This is a genomic window from Peribacillus sp. YIM B13472, assembly GCF_042788005.1.
Classification (GTDB): Bacteria; Bacillota; Bacilli; order Bacillales; family DSM-1321; genus Peribacillus; species Peribacillus simplex_E.
The window spans coordinates 145,342-170,398 of sequence record NZ_JBHZPG010000009.1; the positions used below are offsets into that span (position 1 = coordinate 145,342).

Annotated in this window: 19 protein-coding genes and 1 pseudogene; 9 read left to right on the top strand and 11 right to left on the bottom strand. The window is 41.9% G+C overall.

Features of this window, described 5'->3' with window-relative positions; translation table 11 throughout:
* Nucleotides 1–59 precede the first annotated feature (59 nt).
* From ACFX4I_RS09970 to ACFX4I_RS09980, 3 genes are all read left to right on the top strand, one after another.
* Nucleotides 60–554: a PH domain-containing protein gene (locus tag ACFX4I_RS09970; protein WP_230302135.1), complete on the top strand. Its 495-nt coding sequence runs from the start codon at nucleotides 60–62 to the stop codon at nucleotides 552–554.
* Entirely contained in the window at nucleotides 554–2,026 is a 1,473-nt protein-coding gene (locus ACFX4I_RS09975; protein WP_377420329.1) for a PH domain-containing protein, read from the top strand. The genes ACFX4I_RS09970 and ACFX4I_RS09975 overlap by 1 nt, the downstream gene beginning before the upstream one ends.
* Before the next feature lie 180 nt (nucleotides 2,027–2,206).
* The gene (locus ACFX4I_RS09980; RefSeq protein ID WP_377420331.1) at nucleotides 2,207–2,533 is read left to right on the top strand and encodes a hypothetical protein; all 327 of its coding nucleotides are present in this window, start codon (nucleotides 2,207–2,209) and stop codon (nucleotides 2,531–2,533) included.
* A 49-nt stretch (nucleotides 2,534–2,582) separates the two neighbouring features.
* On the opposite strand, the gene ACFX4I_RS09985 is transcribed toward ACFX4I_RS09980, so the two are convergent.
* Nucleotides 2,583–3,089: a general stress protein gene (locus tag ACFX4I_RS09985; protein WP_230302138.1), complete on the bottom strand. Its 507-nt coding sequence runs from the start codon at nucleotides 3,087–3,089 to the stop codon at nucleotides 2,583–2,585.
* Nucleotides 3,090–3,252: 163 nt separating this feature from the next.
* On the opposite strand from ACFX4I_RS09985, the gene ACFX4I_RS09990 reads away from it, so the two are divergent.
* From ACFX4I_RS09990 to ACFX4I_RS10010, 5 genes are all read left to right on the top strand, one after another.
* A complete protein-coding gene (locus tag ACFX4I_RS09990) occupies nucleotides 3,253–4,317 on the top strand; it encodes a M20 family metallopeptidase (protein ID WP_309519403.1) in 1,065 nt (354 codons plus the stop codon).
* Between the two features lie 397 nt (nucleotides 4,318–4,714).
* Nucleotides 4,715–5,281, top strand: coding sequence for a 3D domain-containing protein (locus ACFX4I_RS09995; protein ID WP_377420333.1), 567 nt, complete (start codon nucleotides 4,715–4,717; stop codon nucleotides 5,279–5,281).
* Nucleotides 5,282–5,430: 149 nt separating this feature from the next.
* The gene (locus tag ACFX4I_RS10000; protein WP_230302141.1) at nucleotides 5,431–6,342 is read left to right on the top strand and encodes a ketopantoate reductase family protein; all 912 of its coding nucleotides are present in this window, start codon (nucleotides 5,431–5,433) and stop codon (nucleotides 6,340–6,342) included.
* Between the two features lie 227 nt (nucleotides 6,343–6,569).
* Nucleotides 6,570–7,838, top strand: coding sequence for a dicarboxylate/amino acid:cation symporter (locus ACFX4I_RS10005; RefSeq protein WP_144527881.1), 1,269 nt, complete (start codon nucleotides 6,570–6,572; stop codon nucleotides 7,836–7,838).
* 210 nt (nucleotides 7,839–8,048) lie between these two features.
* The gene (locus ACFX4I_RS10010; RefSeq protein ID WP_377420335.1) at nucleotides 8,049–9,467 is read left to right on the top strand and encodes an NAD-dependent succinate-semialdehyde dehydrogenase; all 1,419 of its coding nucleotides are present in this window, start codon (nucleotides 8,049–8,051) and stop codon (nucleotides 9,465–9,467) included.
* Nucleotides 9,468–9,522: 55 nt separating this feature from the next.
* Here ACFX4I_RS10010 and ACFX4I_RS10015 read toward each other — a convergent pair whose 3' ends face one another.
* The 9 genes and pseudogenes from ACFX4I_RS10015 to ACFX4I_RS10055 form a co-directional block, all read right to left on the bottom strand.
* A complete protein-coding gene (locus ACFX4I_RS10015; RefSeq protein WP_377420337.1) occupies nucleotides 9,523–10,629 on the bottom strand; it encodes an AI-2E family transporter in 1,107 nt (368 codons plus the stop codon).
* A gap of 338 nt (nucleotides 10,630–10,967) precedes the next feature.
* Nucleotides 10,968–12,494, bottom strand: a complete 1,527-nt coding sequence (scpC, locus tag ACFX4I_RS10020) for a succinyl-CoA:acetate CoA-transferase ScpC (protein WP_076370823.1) — start codon at nucleotides 12,492–12,494, stop codon at nucleotides 10,968–10,970.
* 131 nt (nucleotides 12,495–12,625) lie between these two features.
* Nucleotides 12,626–13,276 carry a LytTR family DNA-binding domain-containing protein gene (locus ACFX4I_RS10025; RefSeq protein ID WP_230302145.1) on the bottom strand — a complete coding sequence of 217 codons (651 nt, stop codon included), beginning with the start codon at nucleotides 13,274–13,276 and terminating at the stop codon, nucleotides 12,626–12,628.
* 582 nt (nucleotides 13,277–13,858) lie between these two features.
* Nucleotides 13,859–14,222: pseudogene (locus ACFX4I_RS10030) on the bottom strand (P-II family nitrogen regulator).
* Between the two features lie 13 nt (nucleotides 14,223–14,235).
* A complete protein-coding gene (locus ACFX4I_RS10035; RefSeq protein WP_377420339.1) occupies nucleotides 14,236–15,450 on the bottom strand; it encodes an ammonium transporter in 1,215 nt (404 codons plus the stop codon).
* A gap of 304 nt (nucleotides 15,451–15,754) precedes the next feature.
* Nucleotides 15,755–15,958: a YbdD/YjiX family protein gene (locus tag ACFX4I_RS10040; RefSeq protein ID WP_076370801.1), complete on the bottom strand. Its 204-nt coding sequence runs from the start codon at nucleotides 15,956–15,958 to the stop codon at nucleotides 15,755–15,757.
* Between the two features lie 13 nt (nucleotides 15,959–15,971).
* Nucleotides 15,972–18,026, bottom strand: a complete 2,055-nt coding sequence (locus tag ACFX4I_RS10045) for a carbon starvation CstA family protein (RefSeq protein WP_309519398.1) — start codon at nucleotides 18,024–18,026, stop codon at nucleotides 15,972–15,974.
* A 381-nt stretch (nucleotides 18,027–18,407) separates the two neighbouring features.
* Complete coding sequence (locus tag ACFX4I_RS10050; RefSeq protein WP_377420341.1) at nucleotides 18,408–20,198, bottom strand: ABC transporter ATP-binding protein; 1,791 nt, start codon at nucleotides 20,196–20,198, stop codon at nucleotides 18,408–18,410.
* On the bottom strand, nucleotides 20,173–21,921 hold the full coding sequence (locus ACFX4I_RS10055; protein WP_377420343.1) for an ABC transporter ATP-binding protein: 1,749 nt from the start codon (nucleotides 21,919–21,921) through the stop codon (nucleotides 20,173–20,175). The genes ACFX4I_RS10050 and ACFX4I_RS10055 overlap by 26 nt, the downstream gene beginning before the upstream one ends.
* Nucleotides 21,922–22,369: 448 nt before the next feature.
* Here ACFX4I_RS10055 and ACFX4I_RS10060 point away from each other — a divergent pair, with 448 nt between their 5' ends.
* On the top strand, nucleotides 22,370–22,930 hold the full coding sequence (locus ACFX4I_RS10060) for a nitroreductase family protein (protein ID WP_230302150.1): 561 nt from the start codon (nucleotides 22,370–22,372) through the stop codon (nucleotides 22,928–22,930).
* Between the two features lie 661 nt (nucleotides 22,931–23,591).
* Here ACFX4I_RS10060 and ACFX4I_RS10065 read toward each other — a convergent pair.
* Nucleotides 23,592–24,938: an aspartate kinase gene (locus tag ACFX4I_RS10065; protein WP_230302151.1), complete on the bottom strand. Its 1,347-nt coding sequence runs from the start codon at nucleotides 24,936–24,938 to the stop codon at nucleotides 23,592–23,594.
* Between the last annotated feature and the right edge of the window lie 119 nt (nucleotides 24,939–25,057).

Consider the following 25,057-nt stretch of genomic DNA (forward strand, 5'->3'; position numbering starts at 1 on the left):
AGGAAACTTTCTTGTCGGTTAGTCCGTATAAGTATAAAGAAATAGTAAGGAGTGAATATATGTATTCAAAGATACAGCCACCAACCAAGAAAATTTCCAAAGAATCAGTGAAGGTTTGGCGGATGACTGAAGCTATTACCAATCTCATTATCCTCGCCGTCCTTGGCATCCTATTATTTGTTGATAATTATTTCACTTGGAAAGAATGGATTGGGTGGATTTTAAACGGACTTATCGTATTATCTTTTTTTCATGCAATCTGGTCCATCTTCATTGAACCGATCTTGTTGCAGAAGTATTGGCGTTACGACGTGAACGAAGAATTCATTCAAACAAAACGTGGAGCCTGGAATGAAACGCATGAACTCATTCCGATGACGAAGGTCCAATCCGTCAAATTGAACCAAGGACCGTTTTTGCGAAAATATAACCTTTATTCCCTTAGCATCGGAACAATGGGGGACTCTCATGACATACCTGCCATCCCCGAGAAAGAAGCATATGAATTACGAGATAAAATTGCCCATTTCGCAAAAATTAAGGAAGTGGATTAATGATGGAAGAACACGCAAAACGATTACACCCTTTCAAAATCCCCTTCGAGTTTGGGAAATTGCTGAAAGGAAATGCGTTTTTCATCATCATGCTTTATGTCGTGAATTTCGGTTCTGAAAAGACGTATATGAAGGTACTTCAAATCGGTTTTCTAGTTTATCTGATTTGGAAAGTCATTTCCATCATCCTAAAATGGTATACGTATAAATACCAAATCAAAGAAGGGACCATATATATTACTTCAGGGCTTATCTCGAAATCGTATCGAACGGTCCCGCTTCATAAGGTACAGAATGTTCAGCAACGCACGACGTTATTTCATAAAATTTTCAGGTTAACCTCTTTAACATTCGAAACGGGGATGACTGGTGATCATGGTACCGTACCTTTCGAGATGATTTCCCGAAAAGAGGCCGAACGGCTTGAGGGGGAATTTGCTTCAAAACAGGAACTTCCGCTTATCGAAGTGGATAATCCCGAAGAACGAATAGCTGAGGATATGGAACCAACTTATGAAAAAACGATCCATTTCACGCCAAGCAAACAAGATGTGCTGAAAGCTTCCTTTACATCACTCAGCTTCCTGGCTCTTATCCCGATATTGGCTACGTTATATAATACACTCGATGATTTTATCGATTTGGAGAACGCCGAAGGGTTCCTTGCCAGGTTATTGGATACATGGTGGATCATTACAATCGTTATTACTGGCCTTATATGTGTCGCCGTTGCCTTCGGAATCGTTTCCACATTCGTCAAATATGGAAAATATGAAATTTCATCCGATCATGAGCGTATATATATCAAGAAAGGCGTACTGGACGAATCCGCTTTTTCCATTCAGAAAGAAAAAGTACAAGCAATCGAAATCACCCAATCAATCATTAAAAGATTGCTAGGGTTGGCAGAAGTGAAACTGATCAGTGCAGGAAGCACGGGTGATGAAGAGCTGGAAACGAACACCCTCTATCCTTTTTTATCAATTGAACGGGCATATGGGATGGTAGAAGAGATTTTACCCGCTTACAAAGTGGAACGGTCAATGAAGCCACTATCGAAACAGGCCTTCATAATCCGGATGCTGCGGCCCAGCTTTTTCTGGATTCTCGCAACATTGGCGATCTATTATTTCAAACCCTCCCTTTGGTATATCTCGCTGATTCTACTCGTCCTCATTTATTCATTGAGAATTATGGATTACAAAAATAGCCGTTACTTGTTAAATGATGAGTACATTCAGTTCAAATCCGGAAGTTTGGAAACATCACTATTCATTACCAAAAGAAGCAAGGTCATTCAAATTGAGGTGGAACGTTCGAAGTTGCAAAAGCTTTTCGGTCTTGCCACAATTGAAACGATCAACCGCTCCAAGCCTGTACACCATACAAAGCTCCAAGATGTAACCGTTGAATATGCGGACGAGTTTTACACATGGTATATGGGCAGGACAAAAAATATCCAAGTCGAATAGCAATCAATGAATGAAAGAGTTGACCATGGGAGTCAGCTCTTTTTTTATCCTCTATATCCCCCACTCATGTCAAAATTAATATTGGGAATTTTCTAACTTGAAACTTTAAAAAAGACAAAGCAGACTGAAATATCTTAGAGAACCTAAATTATTTTGAGGAATATAAGGAGAATTGTCCAAATGAACTGGTATTTTAATTCGCTAAAAAAACAAATTTTGATTCCTTTTTTAGCTTTGATCACGATTTCATCCATTATAGCGAACACATTCAGCAATTTTGACGAAATAAAAAAGATGATGAACGATATGGTAACCGAGGTCACACGGATGGCGAGCAATGCGGAAAAATTAAATTCGATCAGTCAGGAAACCGCAGCAGGAACTGAAGAAGTGTCTGCTTCCGTAGAACAAACGAATGCTTCGATGGAACAATTGAATGCCCTTGCTAGTGAATTGGATGCCCTATCCCAGGAAATGAACAAGGAAATAAAGAAATTCACATTCTAATCAAAAAAAGGACGGGCCCTAAGGGATCCGTCCTTTTTTACCTTAAGATTTATAGAGTTCTTCTACTGTTCGTTAGCGTTTCATCGGTTTCGGTTATTCCTGAGTAAGAAGAACTGGATTTTCTCGCATCCGAATCGACTAACACAAGCAGCTTGCCACTCTTTACATCCGCTTCATAACGATTCGCCTCGTCTTCAGGTATGCCCATACCGATTAATGTACCGGCCAATCCTCCTGTACCAGCACCTACAGCCGCTCCGGCTAATGTTGCAGCAAGCGGTCCAGCCGCCAGCACCGGTCCGATTCCCGGAATCGCCAACGCACCCACACCTGCCAATAATCCGGCCGCACCGCCCAAAATCCCTCCGGTCGCCGCACCAGCTGCGAGCCCCTCTTCAACTTTTGTACCGGTTTCTTCATTCACTGACTTTAATTCTTCTTTATCTTTAGCTACCACTGAAATATCTTCACGATCATACCCTTGGGCCTGTAATGACTCAACAGCCTTTATGGCTTCTTCACCAGTTTCATATACACCAATTATACGTTTATCCATATCTATCATCCTCCTTAAAGAATGTAAATTGTCGCTCCCCCTTTACATACCCCAGGGGATGAAAAGGCTAAACGTTATTTAACAGGAAAATAATTTTGAGTTAACCCTTACTTAGAAAGGGTATATATAATAATAGTATGCATATTTTTAGGAGGTTTTCTTTTTGCTTATCGAGTTACTTAAAGATTTAGTATCTATCGACAGTTCATCGAAAGAAGGAGCTAACCAAGCAGTTGATTACTGTTCGGACTGGCTTAAAGAACAAGGACTTACCGTGAATGTGATCGTAAATAACGGTTATAAAATGCTTGTTAGCGAGATAGGCAGCGGAGATAAAACCGTAATTTGGAATGGGCATGTCGATGTTGTCAGCGGAACGCCGGATCAATTTTTCCCTGAGGTTCATGAAGGAAACTTATATGGACGCGGGACAGCCGATATGAAGGCTGGAGTTGCAGGGATGATGTGTGCATTCACCGAACTGAAAGATAAGGATTTAGGTTTAAAAATCCAGCTTCAGATCGTATCGGATGAAGAGATTGGCGGGTTGAACTGTTCCGGATATTTAGCGAAACATGGTTATAGAGGGGACTTTGTAATCTGTGCTGAACCGACGCAATTGGGAATCGGGCTCCAGGCAAAGGGTGCCCTTCGCCTCGATATTGAAGTATCCGGCAAATCGGCACACGGAAGCCGTCCATGGGAAGGCGTGAATGCAATTGAAAAAGCCTATGATCTCTATCAAAAAATAAAGGAACTTCCTTTCACCCGGGATCATACTCCCCTTTATTCTTCCCCATCACTTAACCTAGCAAAAATTAAAGGCGGGGATGTTTATAATAAGGTACCGGATGCCTGTTTGCTAAGCCTTGATATACGCTACCTTCCTACGCAAACAATGGAAGATATCATTGCTCAGATCGAAAGCGTGACAGGAAATAATATCCATCTTAATATGTACAGTAAACCTGTAAAAACCGAAGAGTCAGACCCATTCATCACTCTGCTCCGCCCGATTATCGAAAGGAACACCAAGCAGGAAGCTGTCATTTTTGGACAGCACGGCTCCGCAGATACCGTGTTTTTTGCGGCATATGATATCCCAGCCATTGAATTCGGTCCAAAAGGTGAGAACTGGCATGGAGATAGGGAATGCGTCAATCTTGAATCAGTAGCAGTCTATCAAAAAATGCTAGTCGATTTCGCTTCTGAATTCGTTTTAAATTAACCCAAATCATGAAAAAAGCCGGCATCACATAGATGCCGGCTTTTTTCATGCTCCGAATATCCTTTCCTACTAAAATAAAAAGCACTCAATTGTTCAATATTGCATTGTTTTTTTACAAAATATACAGGACTTTAAAACCAGGGAACGCATATCCACATTTTACCTAATTAAACAGGATACGCCATAACACCAACACTATTTACCAAAAATACGCTTATACTGACATAATAAATAATATATTTACATTTAATAGATAAGTCCTTTTGTCCTAGTTTATATTACATTTATTTATCAAAGGAAACGTTTTTGTAACACAATTACTATTCCACCGAAACATCATTGTCATAAAGACCTGTTATTCTAAGTCTACGATTTAAAACAAAGGAGACTATTCATTTTGAAAAAAATACTACTTCCACTATTCACTGCTTTCTTTTTGGTATTTAGTTTTTCCGGAGTTTCATCGGCTGCTACTACTACATACAAAGTTAAAAGCGGCGACACACTATGGGGTATCGCCAATAAACATAATATAACAGTCAATCAACTCAAAAGTTGGAACAACCTGAAAAAAGATAACATCCATCCAAAACAAGTTTTAAAGGTCAAGAAAACATCGACCTCCGCTAAACCTAAAGCTAAAACAACAACATCATCATCATCATCAAAAAAATATAAAACGATCACGGTGAAGGCAACAGCTTACACAGCGAACTGCAAAGGTTGCAGCGGTATTACAGCATCGGGTCTTAACTTAAAGAAAAACCCTAGCGTAAAAGCCATCTCAGTCGACCCTAAGGTCATTCCACTAGGAACAAAAGTTCATGTAGAAGGATACGGGGATGCCATTGCGGCAGATAAAGGCGGCGCAATCAAAGGGAATAAAATTGACGTCTTCTACTCTTCTCACTCAAAAGCTATCAATTGGGGCAGAAAGACCGTTAAAGTAAAAATCTATAAATAATGATAAGCACCAGCCTGAAACCTTTCAGGCTGGTCTTTTGTTTTTCCCATTCTTACAAACATCTAAACAACCAGTTTACCTTAAATATTTACCGAAAATTCAGTCAATGTTATGATTAGTACATCTTAATCAAAAGAGAGGTGTGCACTTTGAATATTGTCATTATAGGGGCCGGGGCACTCGGCTCTTACTTTGGAGGCAGGTTGCAGCAGGCCGGGCAGCATGTTCAATACCTTGTCCGAAAAAACCGTGCTAAACAATTGAAAGAAAACGGCATCAGCATAACCAGCCCACATGGAAACTACCAATTTAACGATCTTCATATCACAGAGAATGTAAGTGATATAGAAAAGGTCGACCTCGTGATTCTCGCGGTAAAGGGGCAGCATCTGCAAGGCACCCTTACAGATTTAAAGGTCCTTGTTGAAAAGGGCGCAAAGGTCCTTCCGCTTTTGAATGGATTGGAACATGTATCCATTTTACAGGACGAACTGGGCGATGAAGCCGTCTTGGGAGGAAGTGCCTTCATCATTGCCACCCTTGATGAAAAAGGTCATGTCATTCACTCCAATGATAATCACGATTTAATCTATGGCCCGCTTCATCCCTCACAAAAAAAGATCTGTGATGAATTCGAACAGGCGGCCGGATCAGCTATCATGAAGGCTGGCAGAACGGAAAACATATTGATCAGGATGTGGATCAAATACATGTTCATCACCGCTTTCTCCGGTGTGACAACTGCCTCCAACCTCCCTATCGGCACGATACGGAGATTCCCGGAAACCAATGGATTGCTAGAAAAGGTCCTTGTTGAAATGAAGGAGCTTGCAAATGCTTATGACGTCGGAATTACTGTGGAGAATATTGCTCAGGCATTGGAAAACATGGCAGGTTTACCTGATGAATCCACCTCTTCCATGCACCAGGACCGCAGGAAGGGACTAACCCTCGAAGTGGAGCATTTACAGGGCGGTGCACTGCGCCTTGCCGACAAGGTTGGTTTGAGACTTCCTGTGATTGGAACCCTATATGCACTCATAAAACCATTTGAAAATTAATTTTCCCCAATACCGGCGGAGCGCCGGTATTTTTTTATTGCAGTTTATTAATCTATGGACCCCAATAGACACTTTAATTCCTCTTCCACCCTTCAGTTATTAGAAATTCCCAAGACCAAAAAGAACAAAAAGAAAACAATATCACCAAAAGAATATTCTGACTCTTTCTTCTGTTACACTATTATCAAGTTGAGAAAGCGCTATCATATAACAAAGGAGAATGCCCCTTGAAAATATTAAAAAATCTAACAGTTCAGGTCATCATCGGTATCATTTTGGGTATAACAGTCGGTTTCTTCTTTCCTGCTTTTGGTGAACAGCTGAAGATATTGGCAGATTTATTTATTAAAATGATTAAAATGGTCATTGCACCAATCATCTTCTTAACCGTAGTAATCGGAATTGGCGGTATGGGTGATATGAAAAAGGTTGGCCGCATCGGCGGAAAGGCCTTGCTCTATTTTGAAATCGTTACCACTTTCGCACTTGCCATCGGAATCATCGTGGTCAATCTGCTGGGACCAGGTAAAGGTTTTAACATCGATTCAGTCGAGGGCGGAGATGTATCACAATATACAACAGCCGCTTCCGAAACGGAACATGGCGCCGTTGCCTTCATTTCTAATATCATTCCTGATAATGCCGTTGCCGCACTGGCTGGCGGAGACTTACTCCCTATTCTATTCTTTGCCGTATTATTCGGATTATCAATGGCGGCAATGGGACCGAGAGTGCAGCCAGTCGTTTCTTTCTTTCAGCATATTGCCGATATTTTCTTCGGCATCGTCGGTATGATCATGAAAGTATCTCCATTGGCGGCATTTGGAGCAATGGCTTATACAATCGGTAAGTTTGGCCTTGGTTCTTTAAGCTCGTTAGGACAATTAATGGGTAGCGTTTATATCACAATGGCACTATTCATCATTCTTATCCTTGGCTCGATCGCAAAAATCTACGGCTTTAATATTTTCAAGTTCATAGCCTATTTAAAAGAAGAGATCCTCTTAGTTTTAGGAACATCTTCGTCGGAATCCGCCCTGCCAAGCGTGATGAAAAAACTCGAAAAATACGGTTGTTCAAAATCTGTAGTCGGGTTGGTTGTCCCAACTGGTTATTCTTTCAACCTTGATGGCACATCCATCTACTTATCCATGGCTGCGATTTTCATCGCCCAAGCCTATGGTGTCGATTTAAGCATTTGGCAGGAATTGACCCTTCTAGGAATCTTGATGTTAACATCCAAAGGTGCTGCCGGTGTAACGGGATCCGGTTTCATTACACTTGCTGCAACATTAGCTGCCTTCCCGATGATTCCAGTTGAAGGAATGGCATTACTGCTGGGGGTCGACCGCTTCATGTCTGAAGCACGTGCCATCACTAATCTAATCGGTAACAGTGTTGCTACAGTGGTCATTTCTAAATCAGAAGGTGAATTCAATCCAAATCAAGCCATCTCAGGCGATATGGGTGAAGTGGCCGTCTCATCGGAAAAATAAGCAAGACATAAAAAAAGAGGTGTGCAACTTGCACCTCTTTTTTTATGTCTTACTCCCTTTCTAGCAATGAAAAGCAGATCTTCTATAAATAGCCAATCAAATAAATTTCAGAATCATTGAAAAGTGTTTATACTTTTATGTAACAGGTAAAAGTATATAGTTAAAAGTTTTAGTAGTTTGATGGATTTAACCAAATTAGGAGGTTTTATCATGAAGGATTACGGATTATTTATTAACGGTGAGTGGTCGGATTTTGGATTGGATAAGATTGAAGTGAGAAACCCGGCAACGAATGAAATAGTTGCCACCGTTCCTAAAGGCGGTGCAACTGAAGCGGCGAAGGCAGCAGACGCCGCATATGAAGCCTTTACAGGCTGGGCCGCACTCTCAGTCTACGAACGTGCTGAACTAATTTGGAAATGGCATCGATTGATTGATGAGAATAAAGAAGAACTAGCCAAAATCATGACTGAAGAGCAAGGCAAGCCCCTTAAAGAGGCTCTTGGTGAAATGACTTATGCAAACGGCTTTTTATCTTGGTTTGCCGAAGAAGGAAAACGGGTGTACGGCGAAACGATTCCTGCTTCCGTGTCCAATAAGCGGCTTTTCGTGACTAAACAGCCTGTCGGAGTTGTAGCTGTCATTACGCCTTGGAACTTTCCTGCAGCCATGATTACAAGAAAAGTGGCACCAGCGCTTGCCGTCGGCTGCACAGTCGTCATTAAACCGGCAAACCTGACTCCCATAACAGCTCTAAAAATGGCTGAATTAGCTGAAGAAGCTGGCATTCCAAAAGGAGTCATCAATGTCGTGACAGGAAAATCATCAGAAATCGGCGAAACTTGGCTTCAAGATACAAGGGTTCGTAAATTGACGTTCACCGGTTCTACAGAAGTCGGTAAAACCCTTATGAGGGGCTCAGCTGACACGGTAAAGAAAATCTCGCTTGAGCTCGGGGGTCACGCACCAGCAATCGTTCTTGAGGATGCCAACCTTAATAAAGCGGTAGATGGCATCATCAGTTCAAAATTCCGTAACGCAGGACAAACATGCGTCTGTTCAAATCGCATTTATGTCCACGAAGCCATTCAAGAAGCCTTCATCAAAAAGCTCGTTGCCAAGGTCAAAGAACTAAAGGTAGGAAATGGACTGGAAGATGGCGTCGATATCGGTCCGCTTATCGATCAAAATGCAGTGGATAAGGTTCAAAAACAAATTGATGAAGCAATCAGCAGCGGCGCTAAGCTCGAAGCTGGCGGTAAATCAATAAGCGGCCTTTTTCTTGAACCGACTGTATTGTCCAACATTGATGACAGCATGCTCTGCATGAAGGAAGAAACATTTGGTCCACTAGCTCCCATTGCCTCCTTTAAGACTGATGAAGAGGCAATCAAGAGGGCAAATGACTCCATCTTCGGTTTGGCAGCTTACGTCTTCACTGAAAACATCACAAAGGGCATCAAATTCACCGAGGCACTTGAATTCGGTATTGTTGGCTTGAACGATGGACTTCCTTCCGTTCCGCAAGCTCCATTTGGCGGATTCAAGCAAAGCGGACTCGGCCGTGAAGGCGGACACCAGGGCATCGAAGAATTCCTGGAAGTAAAATATATTTCCTTAGGTTTGTGACCTATTTACCCCAATAAGAAAACGGGCCCGACTCAATTGAGTCTGACCCGATTTTTCATTCCAATATATCTTCTTCAAGCTTTTCCTCTTTTCGGATCCTGATGAATTTTACGATATTCAATACGATCGTTTTAACAACAGAGTAAGTCGGAACCGCCAAAATCATGCCGATGATACCGGCAATGTTTCCGGCGACAAGCAATAGGATGATGATGGTAAGCGGATGTGTGTTCAATTTCTTCCCGATGACTAACGGTGAAATGAAATTACCATCCAATTGCTGAATGACCGTTACAACCAGAATGACCAATAATGCCTCTGTCGGTGAATGGATCAACGCCACAATGACGGCAGGAGCGGCTCCGATAAACGGACCTACATATGGAATGATATTGGTTACAGCGCCAATCAGCGCGAATAAGAACGCATAAGGCAACCCAATGATTAGATATCCGATGAACGTTCCGATCCCGACAAACATGCAAACAAGCATCTGCCCTTGTATGTATGTAGTAAGCGTCCCGCCAGTTTCCTGAAGTACTGTTAAAGCTGGTTTTCTATAGCGAACCGGTACGAATTTCATAATGGCGGCCGGAAGCTTATCCCCATCCTTCAACATATAAAACAGGATGAAAGGTACCGTTACGACAACTAAAGTGATATTCGTCACCACGCTGAAAACGGAAGTTAAACTGTTCGTTATATTACTAGGTAAGTTCGTCAAATATTTTTGCAGTGAATCCCCTACTTCTTGCAGAGGGACATAATCTTGTTCCACCGTCCATAAAAACCATTTTGACTCCGCTGAATCTTCAATGAACTTCCTTGTTTGATTGAAATAATCCGGAAGGTTATTGAGTAAATCCGTAACCTGTTTGGAAAGTGACGGGCCAACCAGACCGACCAGCAAACTAACCAATCCTAGGAAAAATACATAAAGCAATAAAATCGCCAATCCCCTTGGCATTCTCCTTTTAACGAGGAAATCAACGGTAGGGTTGAACAAAAAGTAGAGAAAACCTGAAATCAAGATGGGAAAGAACAATGTCGAGGTAAAAATCACGATTGGTTCAAAAAGAAAAGAAATTTTTGTACCAACATAAAAAAGTAAAGACAATAGTAATAACTCTAACGTCCAAAAATGCAGTTTTTGCTTGAACAAATAATCTCCTCCACTATAAGCATTCTATATGACTCCTTATTTCTAAGGAAACGAAAAAATCTATGTATGATAATCCTTCATTGTTAGCAGTTTACCATACTTCCATAACTTGAATGTATAATTATATACAAAAATTCAAGAAAAAACCCTAATGATACAGTTCCCTATCTTTTTGATGGTTAAGCTTCATTTTATACTTAAACTCTGTTATATGTTGGTTTATAAAGAAAAATACTCTATTTCAAGTGGTGTTGGAAGATTCATGGGTTTGTTTTCACCAATAAAGGGACACGGACCCAAATAAAAAAAATCCCGCCGTATTGGCGGGGTTTTTAGTCTTATTTTTGATCTTGAAGTACTGCCTCAAGCATCGTACCGTTTTTAGCCAGGTTTGTATGCCATGAAAATGCTTTTTCAAGAATGTGTGGAGTTTGATGCCCGCCAGTTTGCGCAACAGCTTCAGAGAAGTATGCACGAAGCTGTGGACGGTAGTCAGGATGCGCGCAGTTTTCTATGATTAACTCTACGCGCTCTTTTGGTGCCAAACCACGTAAATCAGCGATCCCTTGCTCTGTCACTAATACATCCACATCATGTTCAGTATGATCCACATGTGAAACGAAAGGAACGATACTAGAAATTTTGCCGCCTTTTGCATATGATTTCGTTACGAAAATGCCTAGGCGTGAGTTACGGGCAAAATCTCCTGATCCACCGATTCCATTCATCATTCTTGTCCCAGAAACATGTGTCGAGTTCACGTTACCATAGATATCACACTCTAACGCTGTATTGATTGAAATCAAGCCAAGGCGACGGATGATTTCAGGATGGTTAGATATTTCTTGTGGACGAAGAACTAGTTTATCACGGTATTTTTCAAGCTCTCCGTAAACTTGTTTACCTTTTTCTTCAGCTAATGTAATTGAACAACCTGAAGCGAATTTAACTTTTCCAGCATCGATTAAATCAAATACCGCATCTTGCAGCACTTCTGAATAAACTTCCAAATCTTTAAATTCAGAATCAAGGAAGCCAGCGAATACTGCATTTGCAACTGAACCTACACCCGACTGAAGCGGAGCAAGGCTTTCAGTTAAACGGCCAGCCTTGATTTCTTCACGAAGGAAGTTAATGAGGTGGTTGGCGATTGTTGCAGTTTCTTCATCCGGCGGCACGATTGTAGAAGGTGCATCAAGATCTGTGGAAACGACGATCCCCATTACTTTTTCAGGATCAACAGCAATACCGATCGATCCAAGGCGATCACTTGCTTTAGTCATAGGAATCGGTTCGCGCTCCCCTTGTTTAGCTGGTGTATATATATCATGCATCCCTTCCAATCCTTCTGGATGGGACACGTTCAATTCAATGATTACATGTTTAGCTTCTTGAACGAATATGGCTGAGTTTCCTACAGAAGTTGTCGGGATGATTAATCCATCTTCCGTAATCGCCAATGCTTCGATAATTGCAAAATCAATAGGTCCGACAATGCCTTGACGAACTTGTTCAGCTGTATGAGATAAATGCTGATCCACATAAGTGACTTCATCAGCATTGATTTTATTGCGAATGCCTTTATCCGCTTGGAACGGCAAACGTTTGTTTATGATACCTGCTTCCGCCATATGTTGGTCGACTTCCGGTCCTAATGAGGCACCTGTATATACGTCAACTTTGAATTTTTCAGTTTTAGCTCTTTCAACTAGAGCCATCGGAATAACTTTAGCATCTCCAGCACGGGTAAATCCACTCATACCGAGTTTCATCCCATCTTTAATCCATGAAGCTGCTTCTTCCGCTGTAACTACTTTCCCCTTAAATTGTTCGTTGCGAATTTTTTTGAAAACGCTTTCGTTCATACAAAAGACCCCCATTTTTCGCTTTTCTTACACTTAATTTTACCAATCCTGTGTAATCATCACATTCGATTTCGAATGAAAAGCCTTAAATGGAGCATAAACCAGCATTTTTTTCACACAAAGGAGAATCACTAAAACCCCAAAGCCCTTCTAAATTGACTTGCATATGTTTGACTGACCTGGATTTTGGAATTGTCTTTCATTATCAGTAAAAATGTAGAATGAAAATCGGGAAGGATTTCTTGTATATAATTGATATTGACGATGTAAGAACGATGTACCCGAATGAATAAATCACTAGGTAAAATGAATTCCAATTCACTTAAGTTCATTTTATGAAATCCACTCACACGTTCGGACTGAATCTTAGTTTTCCTATTTTGAGCTTCCAAATACATAATTTCATCATATGGAAGCGGTATCCAGCGGTCATCTGTTTTAATGGTCAAGAATGATGTCGGTAAAATTAATGGCTTTGACGGCAAGATGGCCGTTACCGCCCCTAAAGGATTGCCCTCGTCCATGATAGGAACACTCAGCCCATAGTAAGGTACGCCAAATACATTACTTTCAACCTGCACCCCTATTTTTTTACGAACACTCAGCGCTTTATATGTCGCCGTTTTTTCACTGAATAAATCACCCGGTTTTATTCTTAAGTCAACTTGTTTGCTCGGTTGATAATAAATGTATTTTTCAGAATCAGCCACAGAAATTGAAGCATCCATCGGTACAAACTCCCTGAGGATATTCAAAACGGATTCGACCGTAAATTGATCCATTTCCTTTCACCTCTTAAAAGAACATATTAATAATTTCCCTATTATTAAACAGGGCATTCATGAAATAATTATCGTTTTCTGGAAAACTTACACTTTTTTTGAATTTAGTTTTCGTAAAATAAAGAAAAATGGAAGTAACTAAGAGAAAATCGTCAAAAAAAGCAAAAAAATCGTATTTAAATTTATATCCTTACTTCATTATAGTTGGAAAACTCCCCGATTTCCATGGGGGATTCTAGAAAAAAGTTTCTTTATAACTAACATTTAAACTCCACAGCCGAGGTTGGGCATCCAACGCATAAAGAAGCCGCTCTCCCTATATTGGATAACGGCTGAAAAGTTATTTTTTTAAACGGGGATTTTGAAACGAGGATTTTATTCGAAGGGATAATATCTCTTCTAAGTTTTTTAGTGGCAATTCCAATAAAAAGGGTCGGTCATCAGGTTGATATACATCCTCTGAAATGAGCGTATTAACGATCTTCTGTTTTTTCGCATTAACAATTCGGACCAGTCTCCCCATTTCCAGCTCCCTTTCCTTAATCTACTGTATCCGGCACATTCTGCCGAATTATCACAGCATCAGATATCATTCTTTAACGCATCATGACCTTCTTTTCCGGTCCGGATATTCACAACATTCGCCAATTCATAAATGAAGATTTTACCGTCACCTGGCTTACCGGTACTCAAGAATTTCCTTGCTACATCCACAACATCTTGAACTGGCACCTCACACACGACGATTTCAATTTTCATTCGGTCATGCAATGACATTTCACGATTTCTGCCTCTATATGTTTCCACATAACTTTTCTGAAGACCCGTTCCTTTTACTTCCGAAACTGTCATTCCGCTTACCCCTATTTTTTGCAAGTTCCGCTTTGAATTGTTCAAACTTGATTGGACGTGTAATGATTTCTATTTTCGTTAAAACCTCGGACATATGAGCCCCCCCTTTAAATTGATTCGTTATACGCTTTTTCTCCATGAAGTGTAAGATCAAGCCCCATTGACTCATTTTCTTCACTGACACGTAACGGCACGAAAAGGTTAATGACTTTCGCAACGATATAAGTGACCACGGCAACGAAAATATATGTCGCGACGATCGCTACAAGCTGTTTCCACAATAAGTTGAAATCACCATAGAATAAACCATTTGCACCGCTTTCGTTTACGGAAGTGGTCGCGAACAAACCTGTTGCGATGCCACCCCATGTCCCGCCGATCCCATGTAATCCGAAAGCATCAAGTGCATCGTCGTAACCCAGTTTATTCTTCAGGAAGAATACACCCCAGAAACATACGGCACCGCCGACGACACCGATGATGATGGAAGAGGCAGGGGTGACGAATCCACAAGCAGGTGTAATGGCTACCAAGCCAGAAATAGCTCCGGATACCGCACCCAGCAATGTTGCCTTTTTATTAGCCATATACTCAACGATCAGCCAGCCTATAATACCAGCGGCTGCTGCCACAGCTGTATTAACGAATACATTCATCGCCACTTCATCGATTGTCAGTGCGCTTCCGACGTTGAAGCCGTACCACCCGAACCAAATTAATGAACCTCCGAGGAATGTTAAAGGAAGATTATGTGGTGCACTGTCACCCGACTCTTTCCTTTTACCTAACATGATAGCTAAAACCAGACCTGCAACCCCTGAAGAAATATGAACGACATTGCCACCAGCAAAGTCAAGTGCACCCAATTCAGCTAACCAGCCGCCTCCCCATACCCAGTGTGCAACGGGAGCGTATACGAATAAAGACCAAAGGATCGTAAAAATCAGGAATGCTGAAAACTTCATCCGCTCGGCAATGCCGCCAGCAATGATCGAGACTGTTAACACGGCAAAAGTCATTTGAAATAACATGAACAAACTATGAGGAATTGTTTCGCTGTATGGTCCAGGTGCAAAGCCTACATCCTTTAAACCAACCCAGTCCAGACCGCCCAGAAATGTATTACCAGGTGAAAATGATAATGAATATCCAATCAGCACCCAAAGAATCGAAATGACAGCCAGTGGCATATAACTATGCATTGCCGTATTCAGGACATTTTTACTTTTTACCATCCCTCCATAAAATAGGGCAATCCCTGGTGTCATTAGCCAAACCATCATCGTCGCCAAAAACATGAATACCGAATCCGCCATTTGCATACTGTTTTTTCCCCCTTGTTTTTGTATATGTTATGTTTATTAACACTCTTATGTTATATTTTTTATCATATACTTAATTTTCTAATAATTCAACTTAATTTTTGTTTTCTTATAAAATAATGTAAGGTTTTATAACATAACATGAATAAAGAATCAGAGAATATGGATTTTTTCGTTTTACAGATACTTTTCACCACTTTCACGACTCCATTCCCATTACATTCTCCCCTCTACTTATGTCCCATCCTAAAAAATCCCCATTAAAAAAAGGCCCTCCTATTGAGGACCCTTTTAAAAAATATCATTAACAGCAACGAGACACTTTCCCACCCTTTGCGTTATACCGCTCATCCTGGGCTTCGCAGAAAAATTCTTTCCTGGTTTTTACAGGATCTTCAGGATGATGCATTTTCATATGTGCCACATAAGTATCATAACTTGGCACGCCGACTAGCAAACTGACGAATTGCTTTCTGTAGCTGAGAATTTTAATCAATCTTTTCAACATTGCCTTCCCTCCCTTATGACGACCTTGATACATAAGGCGTTTCATGTAAATCTATTTTCTGGTTCTTCAAGACTTTTATCCATAACCTAATTGCAGAAATCAGGACCGTGATCACAACGATCATGAAGATGGCACATAGGGCAGCATCCACATAATCATTGACGATAACCCGTTTCATCTCGGCTAGGTTAGCTGCCGGAGCAAGAATTTCCCCATTATCATAGGCAGCTTTAAACTTATCCTTATGCGCTAAAAAGCCAATAGCCGGGTTTTCGTGGAACAGCTTTTGCCACCCAGCCGTCATGGTCACTATCAATAAGAATGTAGTAGGTACAAGAGTGACCCATGTGTACGCTTTTTTGCCCATTTTGAAAAGGACCGTCGTCCCAAGCAGCAACGCAATGGCGGAAAGCATTTGATTCGCAATTCCAAACAATGGCCAAAGGGTGTTGATTCCGCCAAGGGGATCAATGACCCCTTGATAAAGGAAGTACCCCCAACCGATTACACAAATGGCAGTCGCAATAATATTGGGCAGCCATTTATTCGTTTCGGCAAAAGGTTTGTAAAAGCTCCCGATGATATCCTGTATCATAAAACGCCCTACCCTGGTTCCAGCATCAATGGTGGTCAATATGAACAATGCCTCGAACAGGATCGCGAAATGATACCAGAACGCCATCAGGGACGCTCCGCCAATCACTTGCGAGAAGATATGGGCCATGCCGATAGCAAAGGTTGGAGCTCCTCCAGTACGGGATATAATGGTCTCTTCCCCAACATCGTCCGCAAGGCCGGTAATCATCTCAGGTGTCAAAATGAAACCCCAATCGGATATCGTAGCGGCCACTTGAGCTGGCTCTGTTCCCACAACGGCACCCGGGCTATTAATGGCAAAATAGATACCAGGAGTCAGTACACATGCCGCTATCATCGCCATGATGGCTACAAAGGACTCAGTCAACATCGCCCCGTATCCGATTGGACGTGAATGGGATTCGCGTTCGATCATTTTAGGAGTTGTACCTGAAGAAACGAGTGCATGGAAACCTGATACCGCCCCACAAGCGATCGTAATGAACAGGAACGGGAATAAGTTTCCGGAAAATACGGGTCCTGTTCCATCGATGAATTGAGTGACGGCAGGCATTTCAAGGCTCGGCATGACAATAAAGATACCAAGTGCAAGTCCGATGATCGTACCGATTTTCAAGAATGTGCTTAAGTAATCACGCGGTGCCAATAACATCCAAACAGGCAAAACGGAGGCAACGAATCCGTAGACAATCAACATGATGGCAATCGTTTCCCCACTGAAAGTGAACATTGGCGCCAATGTTGCGCTCTCGGATACAAAGCGACCGAAGTATAACGCGAGCATCAATAGTATGATTCCGATAATCGATCCTTCGCCAACCCGTCCCGGCCTTATATAGCGCATGTAAATGCCCATAAGCACAGCGATCGGTATGGTCGAGGCAATCGTGAACATCCCCCACGGACTTCCGACTAGCGCCTTTACGACAACCAGGGCAAGTACCGCTAATAGAATGATCATGATACCCAGGATACCGATCATCGCTATCAAGCCTGTAATCGGTCCAATTTCCTCCTTGATCATTTCACCCAATGATTTGCCGTTACGGCGCATCGAACCGAAGAGAATGATGAAATCCTGTACGGCACCAGCCAATACAACTCCGACTACAAGCCAAAGTGTCCCTGGCAAATATCCCATCTGCGCTGCAAGGATGGGACCAACGAGAGGGCCAGCTCCGGCAATCGCTGCAAAATGGTGGCCAAACAACACCCATTTATTTGTAGGTACGTAGTCCTTCCCATCATTATTCGCTTCCGACGGAGTCTGGCGATTGTCATCTAGCTCAAACACTTTCCGTGCAATGAATTTACTATAAAAGCGGTATGCAATTGAATAAACACAGAGTGCTGCAGTGACAATCCACATGGCATTGATGCTTTCCCCCCGGTTTAGCGCGACGAAACCAAAACTCACCGCACCCAACGCAGATATGATCCCCCAAAGAATGACTGACTTAAGCGCTTTCATTTTTTTCCATCTCCTCTCTTTTGAACTGTGTGTAACTATAAAAAACCTCATTTATAAGGGGCCAGGCTATATTCCTCCCCTAACCCATTAAATTTAAAGAATTTTATATATATTCTGAATTATATGTTACCATACGGTTTTTTAGCAATAGCAAATTGGTCAATTTGTAAAGTATTTTCCATTATTTTGTCGATAATTCCCTCTTTTCCCACTAAGATGGAATTGGTGATTTCACGCTCTATAAAAAACCGTATTGGATGAAAAATCTACATGTTTAGAAGGTGCATCATTATATGAATGGATTGCAATCCCCAAGTTTAAGGTCCCTATAATGGGACCGGCACAAAAAGAATGTGCGCCCTGACGGCACACATTCTTTCTTCATCCAATCTGGTTTCCCCTTAATGAACTGCGAAATAGTTCGTAATAAAAACCCCTCTGCCGCAACAATTCTTCATGGGATCCCTTTTCAATGATCCTTCCTTCATCAAGCACAAGGATTTGGTCACTTTGCTGAATTGTATTCAATCTGTGGGCAATGACAAAACTTGTCCTTCCCTCCATCAAACGGTGTAAAGCCTCCTGGATTTTAAGCTCTGTAATCGTATCTATGCTACTTGTCGCTTCATCCAAAATCAAAAGAACTGGATCGGCTAAAATAGCCCTTGCAATCGATAATAGCTGGCGCTGTCCCTGACTTATTCCGCTGCCATCCTGATTCAAGATGGTATCATACCGATCTGGCAGTTTCATGATAAAGGAATGGGCATTGGCAAGCTTGGCTGCATTCACCACTTCTTCATCTTGGGCATCCAGTCGACCGTAGCGTATATTTTCACGAATCGTACCTTGAAACAAAAAAGAATCCTGTAAAACGAAGCCCATATGCTTACAGAGACTGGACCTCGTCACCTGTTGGATATCCTGGCCATCAATCAATATCCGGCCGCTGTTTGGCTCATAAAAACGGGCAAGAAGATTAATGATCGTAGTCTTACCTGCCCCAGTGGGACCTACAAGCGCGATGGTCTCCCCTTTTTCCGCACGGAAATCAACATCATATATCGTTTGCTCCTCATCATTATACGAAAAGGAAACACCCTCAAATTCCACCTCACCACGGACATCACGAAGTTCAGAGGCCTGTTTCTCATCCACTTCCTCTTCTTTTTCATCAAGTATGGTGAAAACCCGCTCCGCACCGGCAACAGCTGAGAGAAGTGTATTGAATTGGTTAGCCAGGTCATTGAGTGGCCGGGTGAATTGCCTAGAATACTCGGTGAAAATGACAATGACCCCAATGGAAACCGTCCCTATGCCACTCAGCGCCAAAAACCCGCCGACAGCGACTATTACCGTGAAGCTTAAGTTGTTCAGTAAATTCATCAGTTTCGGAATCAGGCCAGAGTATGATTGTGATAGGAAGCCAGCTTTCTTTAAGTTTTCACTCCGGATGACAAAATCTCGGATCACTTTATCTTCTTGTGAAAAAGCCTTTACGATCCGTTGTCCGGAAATCGTTTCTTCTATAAACCCATTCAGTTCTCCAAGATTCTTCTGCTGTTGTTTAAACAACTTTCCCGTCCTGTTCGTTATCCACCTCAGACCGAAGAACATAAGAGGAACGATTAATAAGGTTAAAACAGTTAATAAAGGGCTCAAATACAGCATAACTCCGATTGTCCCGACCAGTGTCAGCACACTGGAAAAAATCTGGATGACAGAACTATTCAAAGTGGAACTGACATTTTCTATATCATTCGTGACCCTACTCATCAATTCCCCATGCTGACGCCGGTCAAAAAAGGGAATGGACAACTGGTGAAGTTTTTTGAACAATTGATTGCGCATTGCATAAACCGTATCCTGCGCGATTCCGATCATCCAATAATTCTGAAGCCACATGGATAGGGAATAGAATATATAAACCCCGAGAAGTCCGTAAAGAAGGCTGATCAGCCCCCCGCTATCTCTTGTGACAATATAATCATCAATGGCCATCCCAACAAGAAAAGGGCCAAGCAATCCCAAAACCGAGCTTATCAGTACCATGAAAAGGACACAAAATAGCAGGCTTTTATTCGTTGCTAAGTAGGGAATGATCCTCTTTATCGTATTCCAGGAGTTGACCGGTTTAGCCCTTGCCTTATCGGGAGATATTCTTCGACTCAAGAGAAATCCCCTCCTCCCCAAACTGTGAGTGAACGATTTTTCGATAAAGATCGCTTGTTTGCATCAAATCCTGATGTTTCCCCAGCGCAAGCACTTGACCACTTTCCAGCAACAATATTTTGTCCGCCTCCATGGCTGTACTGATTTTTTGTGTAATGATGAGCGTTGTGCATGTATAGTCCTTTAAAGCGGCAAGCAATTTACTTTCCGTTTTCAAATCCAGCGCACTAGTACTATCATCAAGAAGGAGAATCTTTGGTCTGCGCACCAATGCTCTTGCAATCGATAAGCGCTGTTTTTGCCCTCCGGACAGATTCACACCTTTTTGTTCTAACTGGGTTTCATATTGTTTCGGAAGTTTCATTACGGTCTCATGTACCTGAGCATGCATGGCCGCTGTCACGATTTCCTCCATCGAGGCATCTTCTTTTCCCCAAGCGACATTATTTTTTATGGTTCCTGAAAAAAGCAGGGCCTCTTGCGGTACATAGCCGATCCTTTTCCGAAGCGAATTCAAGGGAATATCTTTTACATCCTGGTCATCAATTCGAATGGAGCCGCTTTCAACTTCGTATAATCTCGGAATCAGCTGAAACAGTGATGTTTTCCCTGATCCTGTCGCTCCTATGATGGCAAGCGATTCTCCCGGATTGATGGAGAAGCTCAAGTTTTTCAATATCGGGGTATCGGTTCCAGGATAGCGGAAAGATACATCCAGAAACTTAATGCCTCCCCCATTGACGGCCCCACTCTTGCTTTCCGCCTTGCCTTCATCAATATCTATCGGGGTTTCATATATTTCCGTCACACGTTCCGCTGAAGCCTTCGCACGGGAAATGACCATGATCAGCCATGAAAAAACGGAAAGGGATGCCGCAATCCTCGTGGCATAGTTGACAATCGCCACAACCTCCCCTACCTGTATATCTCCCGTTGTTATAAATTCACTTCCAAGCCAGAGAATGATCAGAATCGCCACATTCATGACAAGCATCAACACAGGCATCGTCGTTTCAATTAAACGAAGGGAAGTCACAGTCTTTCTTTTCAACTCTTCATTCGCGTCGTCAAATCGACCGATTTCATGCTCCTTACGAAGAAATGCTTTGATCAAGCGCATGCCTATCAGGTTTTCCCTCATGACGCCATTGACATTATCGAGTTTATTCTGTACGAGCTTAAACAGCTTGGCCGCTCGTTTCATCACCCATCTAAGGAAAAAGACAAGAACCGGTATTGAAATGATCAAAACAAGGGATAGTTTCAAATCGACCGTAATAGCCATTATCGCCCCGCCGATTACGATCAGTGGCGCCCTTGCCATGATACGCAGTCCCATAAAAACCGTATTTTGAAGTTGGGTCACATCATTCGTCATCCTTGTTATCAACGAGGAAGTAGGGATATTATTCAAATTCGCAAAAGAAAACGCCTGTATTTTACCAAAAAGGCTTTTCCTTACATCATGTCCAAAGCTTTGACTTACATGTGATGCCGTAAAGGAATTAACGATCCCGCCAAGGAATGAAAAAACGGAAAGTCCAACCATGACACTTCCCCATTTAATCACCACCGATAAATCTTTCTGCAAAATGCCATCATCAATTATTTTTGCTATAAATAGAGGTTGTAACAGCTCTACCCCGAGCTCGACAATCATTAAGGATAAAGCAAGAATGATCAAAAGCCAGTATGGCTTAAGAAATGAGGACAAATTTTTCATCTATGACACCCTTCGATTCTTCATATGTAGATAGCATCTTTTCATCCTCTCATTATACATTTTTATACAGATTTTTTAAAAGATTTTAACTATTATACAGGATTGGTAAATATATTGATTTTTTTAATAAATAGCCTTGACAAATTACAAGAAATAAGAGAAAATTCTAATTGATAATGATTTTCAATTTCATTATCGATCTCTGAAATTTGATAAGCAATTACGATATTCTCTTATCGTACCCTTTTGATATTGTACATAGCTACAATGTCGCCCCGGCTTCTCTGTGCCTAGTAAAATTATATGCTCATTAGCGAATGCAAGTCACTAGAATATTGCCCCCTCTTTATTCAAGTAATTTATTCACGTTGAAAGCATATTAGGCAGCCGGGGATTATTTTTTTTCAACTATTAAACTTACATATATGATTAAAGGAGCAGGATGATCATGAAACTAGAAGATATCATTAAAGAACGGCGCAGCATCAAACGATTTAAGGACATTCCTGTTCCTATTGATACCATCCAACCATTATTGGAAACTGCGACATGGGCACCTAACCATAAAATGACCCAACCATGGCGCTTCGTCGTGGTGCATGGTGATAGCCGTTTAAAACTAGCGGAAGCAACCAGTGCATTCATGGCAGGCAAAGAGAAGGACCCTGAAAAGAAAAAAGCGGCCGGACAGCGAGGATATAATAAACTTATAGGTGTACCGATGTTTGTTGCGGTGATCATGGAAGAGAATCCGAATCCCATGACACGTGAAGAAGATTATGCAGCCACATGTGCCTTGATCCAGAATTTCAGCCTACTTGCCTGGGAACAAGGAATCGGGATGATATGGGAAACATACGGCATGATACACAGCATGGAGTTTCGTGAAGCTTTAGGCGTGAAACCCGGCGAGAAGATCGTCGGCAGCCTTCACGTCGGCTATCCCGATATGATCCCCACTCCACGTCCAAGGAAAGAGATCGATCAAATACTGACCATTATGGACTAATATAAAAGAAAAACCTCCAATCCTCAATTGGAGGCTCAGACTGTAGACAAACTCGATGAAAATCGAGTTTGTCTACAGTTTTTTTATGGCTTTTACAATTTGAACGTTGATTGTAACGCAGGGCACTCGCTTTCCACGGGCGGTCCTGGAGCCTCCTCGGCCTACGCCTGCTGTTGTCTCTTTTCCCGCAGGAGTCTCGCACCTTACACTCCGATCAATTTTGTTTTAACATATAGATAGAACTTATTCCTACATTCTTTTTTTGTATTATATAGAAGTATTAAACTTGAAGTGATAAGGATGCTTTCTAAACATGATGCTATTCAGCAAGATCAACGAAGTGATTACTTTAAATCAATTGGTGCCAGTGAATCATTTGGCTCGTAAACTTGATGCTGCCAGAGGTTGGACGCCCCTTTTTATCCGTTTCAAGAGCGTCAACTCCGTTCTCCTCCAATTGCTTTAGCCACTTGACAAATGGGTATTAAATTAAAACAGACGCGCTGAACCCTACAGCGCGTCTGTTAGCTTGGAATGATTATCCCCACACGGTCATTGCCACTATCATAAAGAACCAGATGAAAAATCCAGCGTATGTATAGTGACTAAAAGATTAATCAAAAAACCCCCTTTCTAAAAGGAGGTCCCTAAACTTTCATACTCAAAAGAACTCGTGATATAATGCCTGAATTGCCGTCTCTTCATTGTGTCCTTTCACACCGAACATCATGCTTACCTCCGAAGAGCCTTGGTTGATCATCTCAATATTCACCTTTGCTTCGGCCAAGGCTTTTGACGCTCTTGCCGTTGTACCGACATTATGGCGCATTCCTTCCCCTACAACCATGATCAAGGCAAGATCATGCTCCACATTCACTTCATCAGCATGAAGCTCTTTCTTGATTCGTGAAATGATTTTCTTCTCGGCTTCACCCTTCATCTGGTCCTGCCTTAGAATTAGCGTCACATCATCGATGCCTGATGGAATATGCTCATATGAAACTCCATAATCTTCGAGGATGTGCAGCAGTTTCCGGCCAAAACCAACTTCCCTGTTCATCAAATATTTGCTAATGTAAATGCTGCAAAACCCTTTATCACTTGCAATACCAATGACCGGCCCGTTCGTATTATCCCGTGTACTCACAATGCGGGTCCCTTGTGCCGCCGGATTGTTCGTATTCTGGATATGGACAGGTATTCCCGCACGGAATGCTGGAATCAGCGCCTCATCATGAAATACCGAGAAACCTGCATAAGAAAGCTCACGCATTTCACGATAAGTTAATTCCCGGATTCCCTTGGGATTGGAAACCACATTTGGATTCACCGCATAAACGGCATCCACGTCCGTAAAGTTCTCATACAAATCAGCTTTGACCCCATTCGCAAGAATCGAACCCGTAATATCGGAACCGCTTCTTGAGAAAGTTAAAACATCACCATCTAACGTATAACCGAAGAACCCTGGGAATACTACGATTCCAGGCTCATCACGCAGAGCATATAACCGATCATAAGACTCTGGCAGCACCTTGGTAAATCCACCTTCATCCGTTACGATCAAGCCAGCCTTCTTCGGATTTATATACTGCGCCTCTACTCCAAGGCTTTGGAAATAACCTGCGACCAGCTTCGCATTATTATCCTCGCCACTGGCCTTCAAGGTATCCAAATAGCGTTTCGGGTTAGTTTGGTCTGCATGCAACAGTGCCATTAAATTTTCGTGGATCCCAGTGACGACACTCTCGGATATATCCAGTTCTTCAGCAATACTCGCATAGCGGGATACGACATCTTCTATCAAATGCTCTCCGTTATCCCCGCGCAGCTGCTGTTCCGCAGCTTCAATCAATAAATCCGTCACCTTTATATCATCGGAATTGCGTTTCCCTGGAGCCGAAACGACTACAATCTTCCTCTCTGGATCAGAAACAACAATTTCGAATACCTTTCTCAACTGTTCACCTGATGCAAGTGAACTTCCACCAAACTTCGCAACTTTCATCTCGACATCCCCTATTTTCGTAAATATTCTGTCAAAATTAACTCTCCCTATTATTACGCTTTTTCTCGAAACAATCAAGCGGGAATTCCGTTACTGAAGGACATTTGTATTTTTTAAGA

What these genes read in the sequence shown, in the direction of transcription:
- ACFX4I_RS09985 (WP_230302138.1), bottom strand. Translation starts at nt 3,089, where the DNA reads ATGGATAAACGTATAATTGGTGTATATGAAACTGGTGAAGAAGCCATA.
- ACFX4I_RS09970 (WP_230302135.1), top strand. Translation starts at nt 60, where the DNA reads ATGTATTCAAAGATACAGCCACCAACCAAGAAAATTTCCAAAGAATCA.
- ACFX4I_RS10025 (WP_230302145.1), bottom strand. Translation starts at nt 13,276, where the DNA reads ATGGATCAATTTACGGTCGAATCCGTTTTGAATATCCTCAGGGAGTTT.
- ACFX4I_RS10010 (WP_377420335.1), top strand. Translation starts at nt 8,049, where the DNA reads ATGAAGGATTACGGATTATTTATTAACGGTGAGTGGTCGGATTTTGGA.
- scpC (WP_076370823.1), bottom strand. Translation starts at nt 12,494, where the DNA reads ATGAACGAAAGCGTTTTCAAAAAAATTCGCAACGAACAATTTAAGGGG.
- ACFX4I_RS10040 (WP_076370801.1), bottom strand. Translation starts at nt 15,958, where the DNA reads ATGTTGAAAAGATTGATTAAAATTCTCAGCTACAGAAAGCAATTCGTC.
- ACFX4I_RS10035 (WP_377420339.1), bottom strand. Translation starts at nt 15,450, where the DNA reads ATGCAAATGGCGGATTCGGTATTCATGTTTTTGGCGACGATGATGGTT.
- ACFX4I_RS10055 (WP_377420343.1), bottom strand. Translation starts at nt 21,921, where the DNA reads ATGAAAAATTTGTCCTCATTTCTTAAGCCATACTGGCTTTTGATCATT.
- ACFX4I_RS09980 (WP_377420331.1), top strand. Translation starts at nt 2,207, where the DNA reads ATGAACTGGTATTTTAATTCGCTAAAAAAACAAATTTTGATTCCTTTT.
- ACFX4I_RS10060 (WP_230302150.1), top strand. Translation starts at nt 22,370, where the DNA reads ATGAAACTAGAAGATATCATTAAAGAACGGCGCAGCATCAAACGATTT.
- ACFX4I_RS09975 (WP_377420329.1), top strand. Translation starts at nt 554, where the DNA reads ATGATGGAAGAACACGCAAAACGATTACACCCTTTCAAAATCCCCTTC.
- ACFX4I_RS10065 (WP_230302151.1), bottom strand. Translation starts at nt 24,938, where the DNA reads ATGAAAGTTGCGAAGTTTGGTGGAAGTTCACTTGCATCAGGTGAACAG.
- ACFX4I_RS10045 (WP_309519398.1), bottom strand. Translation starts at nt 18,026, where the DNA reads ATGAAAGCGCTTAAGTCAGTCATTCTTTGGGGGATCATATCTGCGTTG.